This is a genomic window from Bordetella genomosp. 7, assembly GCF_002261265.1.
GTDB lineage: Bacteria > Pseudomonadota > Gammaproteobacteria > Burkholderiales > Burkholderiaceae_B > Bordetella_A.
Genome location: NZ_NEVK01000001.1, coordinates 158048 through 170116, shown reverse-complemented (window position 1 = coordinate 170116; position 12069 = coordinate 158048). Strand labels below are relative to the sequence as shown.

13 protein-coding genes are annotated in these 12069 nt (G+C 67.1%); 6 read left to right on the top strand and 7 right to left on the bottom strand.

Features of this window, described 5'->3' with window-relative positions:
• Positions 1–7 precede the first annotated feature (7 nt).
• The 4 genes from CAL19_RS00805 to CAL19_RS00790 are packed head-to-tail and all read right to left on the bottom strand — an operon-like array spanning position 8 to position 2380.
• Positions 8–886, bottom strand: a complete 879-nt coding sequence (locus CAL19_RS00805; protein ID WP_026640841.1) for a fumarate hydratase — start codon at positions 884–886, stop codon at positions 8–10.
• Positions 887–889: 3 nt separating this feature from the next.
• Complete coding sequence (gene sdhC, locus CAL19_RS00800) at positions 890–1243, bottom strand: succinate dehydrogenase, cytochrome b556 subunit (protein ID WP_026640842.1); 354 nt, start codon at positions 1241–1243, stop codon at positions 890–892.
• Positions 1230–1586: a succinate dehydrogenase gene (locus CAL19_RS00795; RefSeq protein ID WP_026640843.1), complete on the bottom strand. Its 357-nt coding sequence runs from the start codon at positions 1584–1586 to the stop codon at positions 1230–1232. Before CAL19_RS00795 ends, sdhC begins: the two co-directional genes overlap by 14 nt.
• On the bottom strand, positions 1583–2380 hold the full coding sequence (locus CAL19_RS00790; RefSeq protein ID WP_094795765.1) for a succinate dehydrogenase/fumarate reductase iron-sulfur subunit: 798 nt from the start codon (positions 2378–2380) through the stop codon (positions 1583–1585). The genes CAL19_RS00795 and CAL19_RS00790 overlap by 4 nt, the downstream gene beginning before the upstream one ends.
• A 110-nt stretch (positions 2381–2490) precedes the next feature.
• Between CAL19_RS00790 and CAL19_RS00785 the strand changes: the two genes are divergently transcribed.
• The gene (locus tag CAL19_RS00785; protein WP_026640844.1) at positions 2491–3363 is read left to right on the top strand and encodes a LysR family transcriptional regulator; all 873 of its coding nucleotides are present in this window, start codon (positions 2491–2493) and stop codon (positions 3361–3363) included.
• 124 nt (positions 3364–3487) lie between these two features.
• Entirely contained in the window at positions 3488–3703 is a 216-nt protein-coding gene (locus CAL19_RS00780) for a helix-turn-helix domain-containing protein (RefSeq protein WP_026640845.1), read from the top strand.
• On the opposite strand, the gene CAL19_RS00775 is transcribed toward CAL19_RS00780, so the two are convergent.
• On the bottom strand, positions 3693–4229 hold the full coding sequence (locus CAL19_RS00775) for a hypothetical protein (protein WP_026640846.1): 537 nt from the start codon (positions 4227–4229) through the stop codon (positions 3693–3695). The genes CAL19_RS00780 and CAL19_RS00775 overlap by 11 nt on opposite strands.
• Before the next feature lie 169 nt (positions 4230–4398).
• Here CAL19_RS00775 and gshA point away from each other — a divergent pair, with 169 nt between their 5' ends.
• Positions 4399–5973: a glutamate--cysteine ligase gene (gshA, locus tag CAL19_RS00770; protein ID WP_026640847.1), complete on the top strand. Its 1575-nt coding sequence runs from the start codon at positions 4399–4401 to the stop codon at positions 5971–5973.
• A gap of 28 nt (positions 5974–6001) precedes the next feature.
• On the opposite strand, the gene CAL19_RS00765 is transcribed toward gshA, so the two are convergent.
• Entirely contained in the window at positions 6002–6943 is a 942-nt protein-coding gene (locus CAL19_RS00765; RefSeq protein WP_026640848.1) for a LysR family transcriptional regulator, read from the bottom strand.
• 92 nt (positions 6944–7035) lie between these two features.
• On the opposite strand from CAL19_RS00765, the gene CAL19_RS00760 reads away from it, so the two are divergent.
• Genes CAL19_RS00760 through CAL19_RS00750 form a run of 3 tightly spaced genes read left to right on the top strand, consistent with a single transcriptional unit; the run spans position 7036 to position 10234 of the window.
• Positions 7036–8238 (top strand): CaiB/BaiF CoA transferase family protein, encoded by a 1203-nt coding sequence (locus CAL19_RS00760; RefSeq protein ID WP_026640849.1) that lies wholly within the window; start codon positions 7036–7038, stop codon positions 8236–8238.
• Entirely contained in the window at positions 8238–9239 is a 1002-nt protein-coding gene (locus CAL19_RS00755) for an NADPH:quinone oxidoreductase family protein (protein WP_026640850.1), read from the top strand. The genes CAL19_RS00760 and CAL19_RS00755 overlap by 1 nt, the downstream gene beginning before the upstream one ends.
• Positions 9240–9250: 11 nt before the next feature.
• On the top strand, positions 9251–10234 hold the full coding sequence (locus tag CAL19_RS00750) for a Bug family tripartite tricarboxylate transporter substrate binding protein (RefSeq protein WP_094795764.1): 984 nt from the start codon (positions 9251–9253) through the stop codon (positions 10232–10234).
• A gap of 13 nt (positions 10235–10247) precedes the next feature.
• Here CAL19_RS00750 and CAL19_RS00745 read toward each other — a convergent pair whose 3' ends face one another.
• Positions 10248–12068, bottom strand: a complete 1821-nt coding sequence (locus CAL19_RS00745; protein ID WP_026640852.1) for a glycoside hydrolase family 15 protein — start codon at positions 12066–12068, stop codon at positions 10248–10250.
• Position 12069 lies beyond the last annotated feature (1 nt).

Sequence of the window (12069 nt, the reverse complement as noted above, 5' to 3'; positions counted from 1 at the left end):
GCTGCGCTCAGAATCCGTACTGCACGCCCCGCGGCGTGAAGATGGCGCGCGCCCGGCGCGCCGAATGGCATTGCATGTTCACGGCCACCGGATTCATGGTGATATGGGTGGCCGCCAGTTCGACGTGCACGGCAAAGGCGGTTGCGTCGCCCCCCAGGCCCTGCGGGCCCACGCCCAGCTGGTTGACCGCCACGGAAAGGTCGCGCTCCAGTTCGGCGCCCAGCGGATCGCCACAGTGCGAACCCAGCGGGCGGGTCGCGGCCTGCTTGGCCAGGTGCACGCACAGGTCCGAGGTGCCGCCCACGCCCACGCCCACGATGGTGGGCGGACAGGTTTTGCCGCCCGCCTGCATGACACAGTCGATCACGAAGGTCTTCACGGCATCCAGCCCCTCGGCCGGAATCGCCATGCGCAGGAACGAATTGTTTTCCGAACCGCTGCCCTTGGGAATCATCTCGATTTCCAGGCGGTCGTCTTGCTCGCAGAAATCGATATGGATAACGGGCACGCCCGGGCCACACGACGTATGCGCGTTCTTGCGGCTGATCGGATGCACCACACTTGAACGCAACGGATGCTCGCGCGTGGCGCGCTCGCAGCCGGCGCGGATTGCCTGCTTCAGCCGCCAGCCGTCCAGCCCCACGCGACGCCCCACCAAGACGTTATAGATGGGAATGCCGGTGTCCTGGCAAAGCAGGTTGTCGTTCTGTTCGGCCACCGTGATATTGGTCGTCATGGTGTCCAGGATCGTCTGCGCGCGCGGCGACGATTCTGCGGCGCGCAACTGCGCAAAGCCCTGCTTGATATCGTCAGGCAGCCGCTTGAGCGCCCTTATGTACAGTTCGCGCGCGGCGTCTTCCACCTGCGCATAATCGATCTCTGGCATCGTTCAACCCAGCATGTTGAAGGCAAAAAGCACAGACACCGCCAGCGAAGCCAGCGTGCCCGCCGCGATCCATCCGCGCCGCAACCCCTGCCACGGCGCAAACTCTATCCACAGCAAGCGCACCCCGCCCGCCAGATGCAGCGCCAGGCACAGCACCAGCGCCCATTCGCCGAACTTGAAAATGGGCGCTTCGTACCAGCGCAATGCACCGTCCAGCGCCGCCTCGCCCTGAAGCGCCAGGCCCAATGTCCAGAAGTGCACGGGCAGGAACGCCAGCAACAGCAGCCCTGAAATGCGGTGCACGGCAAAAGCCAGCCAGCTGGCATGCGTGCGGGCGCGGCGGTCATTGCGGCGCATATCCGCCCCCCAGCGTCACGGCGGCAACGGCGCGCCACCCCAGTGCCAGCAGCAGCGCGCCCGCCGCCAGCCCCATTGCGCCTGACCATTTGCGCGTCGCCGCCCATTCGTCGAGCACATTGCGCAAGCCTATGCCCGCATGGATGGCCACCAACAGCACGAACACCGCGTAGAACACCCCCCAGCCCACGCTGCCCTGCGTGCGGCCCAGCACCTCGGCGGCGCTCAGCCCGCCGCGCACTGCCCATGTCACCAGCGCCAGATGCGCCAGCACGAATACCGTCATGACCATGGCGCTGATGCGTTGCCAGTACCACCGACGCGCTGCGCTGGCCGCGCTCATGGCGTCGCTTCCGTTACGCCGGGCAGCGCGCCGGCCGTTTCTTCCGGCGCGGCCGCGCCGGTCAGTTCGCCCCGCAACGCCGCGCGCGCCGTCACGCGCTTCAGGCCGGCGATGGCGGCGGTGGGCGCAATGCCCTTGGGGCAGCGCAGCGTACAGGAGCCCTGTGTATGGCAGGCGTGACAGCCGGCGTCGCCCGCCACGGCAGCAAGCCGCCGGGCGCCGGCGGTGTCGCGTTCGTCGTTGACCAGCGTCCAGGCGCGGTTCAGCGCAGCCGGCCCCAGGAACTGCGGCTTCCAGCTCACCACGTCGCAAGACGCATAGCAGACACCGCAGCCTATGCATTCGATTCCCGCATCGGCCGCGCGGCGCGCCGGCGATGCGGGGCTGACGCGCGCCACCGGATCTTGCCGGCTGGCCGGCCCCGTGAAACGGCCCTGCGCCTGCTGCCATTTGTCGAAAAAGGGCGCCATGTCGGTCACCAGATCCTTGACGATGGGCAGATTCGACAGCGGCGCGAGCTCGATGCGGCCATCGCGGGCAACGCGCGACACATGGGTGCGGCAAGTCCAGCGCGCCACGCCGTTGACCGTCATGGCGCACGATCCGCACATGCCCACGCGGCAGGCATACCGGTATGACAAGGTGGGGTCCAGGTGCCGCTGGATATGCGTGGCCACGTCCAGCACGGTCTGGTTGTCGCGGCGCGGCAGCTCGTAGTCCTGGAAGACACCATGCTGGCCGCCCCGCCATACCTTGACGTGCAGCATCCCGGCAGCAGTTTCAAGCTGGGCCATCGCCGTTCCATGTGTATGTGCAACGCCATACATGGTGCAGCCGGCTTTGACAGAAGTAAAACTATTAATTATTTTGGACAGACCAAGTTTTGCTTATATAGGGTCGACCCATGGCATCCATACGCCAGTTCCGCACCGCGCTCGCGGCCGCCCGGCTGGGCAGCTTCGTGGCGGCCGGCCGCCACGTCGGGTTGACCCAGGCCGCCGTCAGCCTGCAGATCAAAAACCTGGAAAGCGAGCTGGACACACAGCTGTTCGAGCGGCGCGCGCAGGCGGCCGTGCCCACGGCGCAGGGCCGCCAGGTACTGGCCGAACTCGAAGACCTGGTCGCGCGCTACGAGCAGCTGCTCGCGCACAGCGGCAACCCCATGCGCGGCAGCCTGCGCATCGGCACCCTGGTGTCGTCCCTGATGGGTACCTTCGGCACGGTGCTGGCGCGCGTAAAGCGCGACTTCCCCGACCTGCGCATCACCCTGCTGGCCGGCCAGTCGGCGGATTTCGCGGCGCGCGTGGCCAGCGGCGAACTGGACGCTGCGGTGGTTACCGAGCCGCCGCATGGCGTAGACGCGTCACTGGTCTGGACACCGCTGTACCAGGAGCCGCTGGTCCTGATCGCCGCCCCGCGGCTGCGCCGCAAGTCGGTCGCGTCGCTGCTGGCGTCCGAACCATTCCTGCAGTTCGACCGCTCGCTCTGGACGGGCCACCTGATCGCCGACGCCCTGGCGCGCCTGCGCGCCGCCCCGGACGTCATCCTGGAGCTGAATTCCATCGAGGCCATTGCCGAGCTGGTGCGGCAAGGCTATGGCGTGGCCATTGTGCCGCTGCTGGCCAATGCGGACTGGCGCCACGGCAAGCAATTGGCGGTCAAGCCGCTGCCCGGGCCGCCCATCCTGCGGCGCGTGGGCATGCTCGAACGACGCCACCATGGCAAATCGGCAATCACGCAGACCTTGCGCGGGGTGTTCGCCGCGGCAGCCGATTAGGCCGACGGCACCATTCAGATCGGTCCGATAAGCCGGCGCCGGCGGCTCGTGCCCGCTCATCCATGCGGGCGCCATGGAAAATCTTCCCCCTCATTCCCGCCCCGCATCCCCGCATTGCGTCGCCATGCACGCCAAACCTTTATCCGACCGCGAGCGCGATTGCCTGTACTGGTCAGCGCTGGGAAAAACCAGCTGGGAAACCGGCGTCATCCTGGGCGTTACCGAACGCACCGTCAATTTCCATATCGGCAACGCGTGCAGCAAGCTGGGCGTCTACAACCGCCGCGCGGCAATCACGCAGGCGCTGCGGCAGGGGCTGTTGCCGCCGCTTACCGATTGATCTTCACCGCCTGCACGAACTCCTGCGCGCGCTCGCGCGGCAAGCCCTGCGGCGAGCCGGCGGCCACCGCGTCCACCAGCAGGGTATCGGTGACCCACACCCGCGCCAGTATCCAGCCGGGCCGTTCGCCCGCCTGGCCATGTATTTCGATCACTTCGCCATCGCCGGGCAGCGGCGTCGCGGGCCGGGCGCCCAGGTTGGCATACAGCGATTGCACCAGGGCGTCGCGCAGCGCCAACCGCGCAGCGGGGTCGCCTGCGACGGCCTCGGGCAGCCGCGCATGCCCCACGGCAAACATGGATCCATCCACCTCGGCCATATCCAGCGTAAACCGCAGCCGGTGCCCGCCCAGCGAAATGTCGCGGGCCTGAGTCTGCACCTTGGCCGGAAAGGCTGCGCGCACATGGCCGTCGGCCACATCCATTTCGCGCCAGTTGTAACTGGGCGAGCAGGCGGCCAGCAGCAGCGCGACAACAATCAGGCGTGACAGGCGCGCCATAAACGGGCTAAACAATCGGGAAATCATCGTCCTGCGGCCTCCGGGTCGCGAGCAGTGGGGTTGCGCTGATTGTCGCCGATCGGCGCCGGCAGTGTGGGCAGATCAAAAGCCCCCCTACTGCCGGTGCGGGATCCCTCGGCACGAAACGCCCGCACCCCGTAAAATCCGCGCTCAATCCCAGAATATCCATATGACCGTGAACGATACCGCTGCCAGCCGCATGGCCTGCCTGAAGGCCCGCCCCGACCTGCTCGCCCAGACTTTGCGCGGCATCGAAAAAGAAGGGCTGCGCGTCGACGCCCGCGGCAAGCTGGCACTTACCGCCCATCCCGCCGGCCTGGGCTCCGCCCTGACCAACGAACACGTCACTACCGATTATTCCGAAGCGCTGCTCGAACTCATTACCGGCACCCATGCCCGTGTCGAGCCGCTGCTTGCCGAACTCGAAGACACCCACCGGTTCGTCTACAGCGTACTGAACGGCGAGTACATCTGGAACCAGTCCATGCCGGCCACGCTGCCCCCCGAAGCCGACATTCCCATCGCCTGGTATGGCACATCCAACACCGGCATGCTCAAGCACGTATACCGGCGCGGGCTTGCCGAACGCTACGGCAAGGCCATGCAATGCATCGCGGGGCTGCACTACAACTTCTCGCTGCCGGACGCCCTCTGGGACGAGCTCGAACCCGGCCCTATCGCCGCCCAGGAACGGCGATCGCGCGGCTACATTGCGCTCATTCGCAATTTCACCCGCTATTCCTGGCTGCTGATGTACCTGTTCGGCGCGGCGCCGGCGGTTTCGCGCGACTTCATGGGCGACAACGGCCACGCCCTGCAATCGCTGGACGCCCACACGCTGTACCTGCCCCACGCCACCAGCCTGCGCATGAGCGACCTGGGCTACCAGAACAAGGCTCAATCGCAGCTCAAGCTCTGCTACAACGATCTGGGCACTTTCCTGGGGCGCCTGTACGGCGCCGTCACGCAGCCCTGGCCCGACTACCAGGCCATCGGCACGCATCGCGACGGCCAATGGATCCAGCTCAACACCAACGTGCTGCAGATCGAAAACGAGTACTACTCCAGCATCCGCCCCAAGCGCACCACCGGCCGGTGCGAACGGCCGGTTACTGCGTTGGCCGAGCGCGGCGTGCAGTACGTCGAAGTGCGCTGCCTGGACATCGACCCGCAGCAGCCTGTGGGCATTGCCGCCGAAACGGCGCGCTTCATGGACGCCTTCCTGCTGTTCTGTGCCGCGTCCGACAGCCCGTATTTCTCCCAGAACGGCTACTGCCAGCGCAGCGCCGACAACTTCTCGATGGTCGTCAAAGAAGGCCGCAGGCCCGGCCTGCTGCTCGACCGCGATGGCGCCGGCATCGGCGTGGCCGAGTGGGGCCATCAGCTGCTTGACCAGATCGCTCCCTATGCGGCCCTGTACGACCACGCGCTGGGCGGCGACGCCTATGCACGAGCCGTGCAGGCCCAGCGCGCCAAGCTCGACGACCCCGACCAGACGCCCTCGGCGCAGCTCTTGGCCGGCCTGCGCGACAGCGGCCTGTCTTTCCACGACTACTCGCTGCAACTGAGCAAGCGGCACGCCGATACGCTGCGCGCCACGCCCCTGCCAGCCGACGTCGCGGCCGCCTACGCCGACGCCGCGCGCCAGTCGCATGCCGAACAGGCTCGCCTGGAACAAAGCGACGACATCGATTTCGATACCTACGTCGCGCGCTTCCAGGCCGCGCTGAAAGCGCCGGCCCAGCCCTGACCGGCGTGCGCGCCGCCTGGCGCGACCATCAGCGCCCCGCCGCGGGGCGCAGCCAGTCTCGATGGTGCCGTTCGATATGCGTTTGCACGAAAGCCGCCAAGGTACGCGCAGCCATCGACGGAAACCGATTGGGCGCGGTCAGCAGGTAAATGGCGTTGCCTACGCCTTCGGGTTCGAACTCGGGCAGCACCTCTTGCAACAGGCCGTCGCGCAGCTCTTTCCACACCGCATAACGAGGCAGCAGGACAACGCCCAGCCCCGCCAGCACAGCTTCGCGCAGAAACGGGTAGTCGCCCGACTGCAGACGGGGCGCAACGCGCAGCACCAGCGGATCGCCATGCGCATGCATCAAGCGCAGGTCGAAGCGCCGGCCCATCGACTGCGGCGCGATCAGCGAACACCGCCCCAGCTCTTCCAGCGTGCGCACCGGCCGGCCCTCGTGCCTGAACGACGGCGCGGCGCACAGCACCCACTGGATAGCACATAGCCGCCGCGCCACATGGTCTTCAGGCGGTGCTGAGGTGATCTTCAAGGCCAGGTCGACCTCGGCCGACACCAGGTCGCCGATGTTGTCATTGATGTGCACGCGCAGGCTGATATCCGGATAGCTGCGAGCGAATTCCAACAGTACCGGAGCCAGGTATAAATGTCCCAGCCCGGTGGGCAGGCGCACCCGTACATCGCCGCGCACGGTGCCGCCCAGGCTGTCGATCGATGCCTGGGCGGCACGCATTTCGTCCAGCAAACGTACGCCGTGCTGGTACAGCAGGCGGCCTGCCTGGGTGAGCTCCACGTGGCGGGTCGTGCGCCGTAACAGCTGTGCCCCCATCACGAGTTCCAGCCTTTTCAGCCGGTGTGACATGTTCGAGCGTGTCATGCCGCAACGTTGTGCCGCCACGCTGAGATTGGGCGATTCAACCATGGCGACAAACAGCCGCACCAGGTTCAGGTCGGGGATATTGTCAAACATGATTCACCATTACTGGCACAGTTCCACGCATTGTCGAATACGGTGTGCCTGCCTACCATCAGTGGATACACCCACCAGACGACATAAGCCTCATGCATCGTTCCGCCTCCTCCCCTGTGCCGCTGCCCTTCACGGGCCTGCGCGTGCTGGACATCAGCCAGGGCATTGCCGGGCCGTACTGTGCGCAACTCCTGTGGCAGCAGGGCGCCGAGGTCGTAAAAGTCGAACCGCCCACCGGCGACTGGGGCCGCCACGTGGGCGTAGTGCGCGGCGCAGACAGCGCCTTGTCCATCGCCTACAACGTCGGCAAGCGCAGCCTGTGCGTAGACGCACGGCAGCCAGCGGGCCGAACTCTGCTCGCCCGGTTGGCCGGCCAGGCCGACGTACTGATCCAGAATTTCCGGCCGGGAGTGGCATCGAGGCTGGGCGTGGGCTACGCTGAGCTGGCACGCGACTGCCCCGAGCTCGTCTATGTTTCGATCAGCGGCTACGGTGCCGACGGCCCGTACGCCGATGCGCCGGCGTCGGACTCGGTGATGCAGGCCGACAGCGGCCTGATGGTCGCCAACCAGGCGTCCGACGGCGCGCCGCGCCGCATCGGCATGCTGATGGCAGACATCGCCACGGCCCTGTACGCCGCGCAGGCCGCCAGCGCCGCCCTGTATCGGCAGGCTCGCGGCGGCGGCGGCAGCCACGTCGAGATCAGCCTGTTCCACGCGTGCGCGGCACTGCAAGTGCACGATATCGTGGCGCACGCGATGGCCGGCGAACGAGTCGCCGGCCCGGTCAGCGCGCCCAACGGCGTATTCGACACCGCCGACGGACGCCTGGCGGTGCTGGCCCTGAACAACGACCAGTTCAGCCGCCTGTGCCGGGCGCTGGATCGTACCCATTGGCTAACCGACCCCGCCTACGCCGACAACGCCGGCCGCATGGCCCGTCGCGACGCGCTGCACGAGGCGCTGGCCGCGCAGTTGCGCGAGCGTCCGTCGGCATACTGGATTGAACGATTGACGCGCGAAGACGTGCTGCACGCGTGCGTGCGCGACTACGACGGCCTGGCAGCGCACCCCCAGGCGCTGCACTTGAATCTGTTCGAGCCGCTCGCCCAACCTGGCGGCGCCCCGCTGCCCTACGCACGCGCGCCCGGGCTGGCACAGGCACGCGGCCTGGTACCCGCGCCGGCCATCGGCGAACATTCCCGGCAGATACTCGCCGACTGGGGCGTGGCCGAGGCAGACGTGGAAGAACTGCTGCGCGTCGGCGTCGTGCAGCAAGCGGAGCCGGCATCATGATGCGTGCATTGGTCTGCGAACGCCACGGCCCCGTGGCCGACGTCACCGTGCGCGAAATCGACAACGCGCCCGCGCCCGGCCCGCACGAAGTCACAATCGAAATCGAGCACGCCAGCGTCAGCCACGCCACGCGCTTGCTGATTGAAGGCACCTATCAAAGCCGCCCGCCCTTGCCCTTCGTGCCCGGCACCGAAGCCGTGGGGCGCGTTACCGCGCGCGGCAGCGCCGTCACCCGCGTGGCCGCAGGCGATCGCGTCGTGGCCGTTTCGCGCTGGGGCTGCTACGCGCAGTATCTGACGCTGCCCGAGTACACCGTCTACCCCGTGCCAGAAGGGCTGGATCTTCTGAAATCGCTGCCCGTGCCCATCTCATATGGCACGGCCTATACGGCGCTCTTGTGGCGCTCCGGCCTGCAGCCCGGCGATACCGTGTTGGTGCTGGGTGCGGGATCGGGCGTGGGCCTCGCGGCAGTTGAAATCGCCACGCAGGCGGGTGCCCACGTCATCGCGTGCGCGAGCACGCCCGACAAGCGCCAGGCCGCATTGACCGCCGGCGCCGCCCACGCCATGGCCGCCGACGCGGAGCTGCCCGCAAACGTAAAGGCCCTGACGCACGGCCGCGGCGCGGATGTGGTGTTCGATCCGGTAGGAGGGACAGCCTTTGAGCACAGCGTACGGGCCGCCGCCGCCAACGCCCGCATGCTGAGCATCGGCTTTGCCAGCGGCCAAGTGCCGCCGGTGCCGCTGAACCTCCTGCTGGTCAAGAACATCAGCCTGCATGGGTTCTTCTATGGCCGCTACCTGGGGTGGACCCCGGCAGACGAGCGCATCGCGCATGCCCCGGCGCTGCAGCGCGCCATGCATACCTTGCTGGACTGGGCCCGCACTGGGCGGATCCGGCCTGCAGTCACGGCGGTCTACCCGGCCGCCGATCTCGCCCTGGCCCTGGACGCGCTGGAATCGCGGCGCGTCATCGGCAAAGTGGCGCTCAAAATAAAATAGGAGACATCCCCATGCTTGCCTTGCCGCATCCCCTGCGCCGCGCCGCGGCCGTGCTGGCCATGTCCGGTTTTACCGTTGTTCCCCTTGCCGCATCCGCCGCAGACCACTTCCCTGACCGCCCCATCACCATGGTCGTGCCGTATCCGCCGGGCGGGCCCACCGACACGGTGTCGCGCCTGGTGGCCGCGGAAATGTCCAAGACCATCGGCCAGAGTGTCGTAGTCGAGAATAAACCCGGCGCCAGCGGCATGATAGGCGCCGACCTGGTGGCGCGCGCCAAGCCCGACGGCTATACCTTCCTGGCCAACGCGTCGCTGCACGTTATCAATCCCTATTTGTACAAGTCGATGCGCTATGACGCATTCAAAGACTTCGCCCCCATCACGCAGCTGGCCGACGTACCCCTTGTGCTGGTGGTGCCGGCAAGCTCCAGCGTGCGCAGCGTGCAGGATCTAGTCAAACTGGGGCAGACGCAGCCGCTGAACTTCGGCTCGGCGGGCACGGCGTCGGCTCAGCAACTGGCGGGCGAGTCTTTCAAAGTGCGCAGCGGCCTGACTATGCAGCACGTACCGTACAAGGGCAGCGCGCCCGCGCTCACCGACCTGGTAGGCGGCCAGATCCAGCTTATGTTCGACTCCATGCCGTCGGCCATGCCGTTCATCAAGTCCGGCAAACTGCGCGCTGTTGCCGTCACCACGCCGCGGCGCGTCGACGAACTGGCCGATGTACCCACCATGGACGAATCGGGCTTTCCGGGATTTGACATCAGCACCTGGTATGGACTGTGGGCCCCTGCGGGCACGCCGCCCGAGGTCGTGGCCAAACTGTCGCAGCACGCTGCACGGGCGTTGCAGCAACCCGGGCTGAAGGCCCAGTATGCGGGCCTGGGCGCCAAGCCCGTGGGCTCCGATCCGCAGGCCTTCGCGCGTTTTACCGAGGCCGAAGGCAAAAAGTGGCTCGACATCGTGACGGCCGCCCGTATCCAGCCGCAATAAACAGCACCCGCGGTCAGTCGCGCGGCGCGTCGCTCGTGGATCGTTGGCGCGCCGTGCCGCCGGCCTTGCCCAGGTTATAGGCCGTGTTCACCAGGCCGATGTGCGAGAACCCCTGCGGGAAATTGCCCACCAGCCGCCGCCGCGCCACATCGTATTCTTCGGCCAGCAGGCCCAGGTCGTTGCGCAGCGCCAGCAGGTGCTCGAACAGACGTTCGGCGTCGTCCAGGCGTCCTTGCATGATGTACGCGTCGGCCAGCCAGAAGCTGCAGGCCAGGAACGCGCCCTCTTCGCCTGGCAGGCCATCATCGCTTTCTTCGGTGCTGTAGCGCAACAGCAGGCCATCACGCATCAGCTTGCGCTCGATGGCCGCAATGGTGCCTTGCACGCGGCGGTCGCTGGCCGGCAGGAACCCCACCTGGGGAATCAGCAGCAGGCTGGCGTCGAGCGCCGTGCCGCCGTAATACTGCACAAACGAATTCATGCGCGCATCGTAGCCATGCGTGCAGATGTCCTGGCGTATGCGTTCGCACAGCTCGCGCCATCGTTCTACCGGCCCTTCCAGCCCGAAGCGCTCGCACGACTTGATGCTGCGGTCCAGCGCCACCCAGCACATCAGCCGCGAATGCGTAAACGCGCGGCGCGGCCCGCGCACTTCCCAGATGCCGTGGTCGGGCTGGTCCCATAGCTGCTCCAGCGGCTTGAGCAGCACTTTCTGCATCCGCCATGCCTCGGCCAACGGAGCCAGGTCGGCGACCCGGCCCGCGTGCAGGGTCTCGATCAGCTCGCCATAGACGTCCAGCTGCATCTGGCCCGCCGCGCCGTTGCCGATTCGCACCGGCGCGCTGCCCTCGTAGCCCGGCAGCCACGGTATCTCGTTCTCGGGCAGCCATCGTTCGCCGGCAATGCCGTACATGATCTGTATCTGGTTGGGATGCCCCGCCGCCGCGCGCAACAGCCATTGCCGCCAGGCTTCGGCCTCTTCCCGATAGCCGGCATTCAACAGCGCGTACAGCGTCAAGGCCGAGTCGCGCAGCCAGCAATGGCGGTAATCCCAGTTCCGGCTGCCGCCCAGCTCTTCCGGCAGCGAGGTCGTGGGCGCCGCCACGATGCCGCCCGTGGGCTGGAAGATCAGCAGCTTCAGCGTGATCAGCGACCGCACCACCGCATCGCGCCGCTCGCCCGATCCGTTTTCCCAATGGCACCGCTTGGCCCATTCCTGCCACCAGGCAATGGTCCGGTCCATGCTTTCCAAGCGGTCGGGCACGAAATGCGGCGTCTTGTGCGAACGGTGGTACGACAGGGTAAACGGCACGGTCTGGCCCTGGTGCACGCGGAAACTGGCCACGCTCTTCATGTCATGGCCCTCCATCGGCACCGAGGTATGCAGTTCTACTGCATCGGGCCCCGCGATCGCGCTCAGCCCATAATCGCGCCGCCGCACCCAAGGCACCGCCTGCCCATAGTTAAAGCGCAGCGTCAGCTCGGTATGCATGTCCACGTGGCCCCGTTCGCCGCGCACAATGCGCACCACGTCCACGCGTTCGTCCTCATCGCTGAGCGGCATGAAGTCATATACCCGCACTGCGCCGGTGTCGGTTTCGTGCAGGGTCTCGAGCACGGCCGTATCGGGCAGATAGCGGCGCCGCGCCGGTGCGCACGGCTGCGCCGGCGCCAGCAGCCAGCGGCCGTGGCTTTCGTCGCCCAGCAACGCGGCAAAGCAGGCCGGCGAGTCAAAGTGCGGCAGGCACAGCCAGTCGATCGAGCCGTCGCGCGCCACCAGCGCGGCCGACAGCATATTGCCGATCAATCCGTAATCCTCGATTGGCTTGGACATC

Coding starts and splice junctions, on each gene's coding strand:
- CAL19_RS00765 (WP_026640848.1), bottom strand. CDS start 6,943: ATGTTTGACAATATCCCCGACCTGAACCTGGTGCGGCTGTTTGTCGCC.
- CAL19_RS00805 (WP_026640841.1), bottom strand. CDS start 886: ATGCCAGAGATCGATTATGCGCAGGTGGAAGACGCCGCGCGCGAACTG.
- CAL19_RS00750 (WP_094795764.1), top strand. CDS start 9,251: ATGCTTGCCTTGCCGCATCCCCTGCGCCGCGCCGCGGCCGTGCTGGCC.
- CAL19_RS00745 (WP_026640852.1), bottom strand. CDS start 12,068: ATGTCCAAGCCAATCGAGGATTACGGATTGATCGGCAATATGCTGTCG.
- CAL19_RS00760 (WP_026640849.1), top strand. CDS start 7,036: ATGCATCGTTCCGCCTCCTCCCCTGTGCCGCTGCCCTTCACGGGCCTG.
- CAL19_RS00790 (WP_094795765.1), bottom strand. CDS start 2,380: ATGGCCCAGCTTGAAACTGCTGCCGGGATGCTGCACGTCAAGGTATGG.
- CAL19_RS00785 (WP_026640844.1), top strand. CDS start 2,491: ATGGCATCCATACGCCAGTTCCGCACCGCGCTCGCGGCCGCCCGGCTG.
- CAL19_RS00780 (WP_026640845.1), top strand. CDS start 3,488: ATGCACGCCAAACCTTTATCCGACCGCGAGCGCGATTGCCTGTACTGG.
- CAL19_RS00755 (WP_026640850.1), top strand. CDS start 8,238: ATGCGTGCATTGGTCTGCGAACGCCACGGCCCCGTGGCCGACGTCACC.
- sdhC (WP_026640842.1), bottom strand. CDS start 1,243: ATGCGCCGCAATGACCGCCGCGCCCGCACGCATGCCAGCTGGCTGGCT.
- CAL19_RS00775 (WP_026640846.1), bottom strand. CDS start 4,229: ATGATTTCCCGATTGTTTAGCCCGTTTATGGCGCGCCTGTCACGCCTG.
- CAL19_RS00795 (WP_026640843.1), bottom strand. CDS start 1,586: ATGAGCGCGGCCAGCGCAGCGCGTCGGTGGTACTGGCAACGCATCAGC.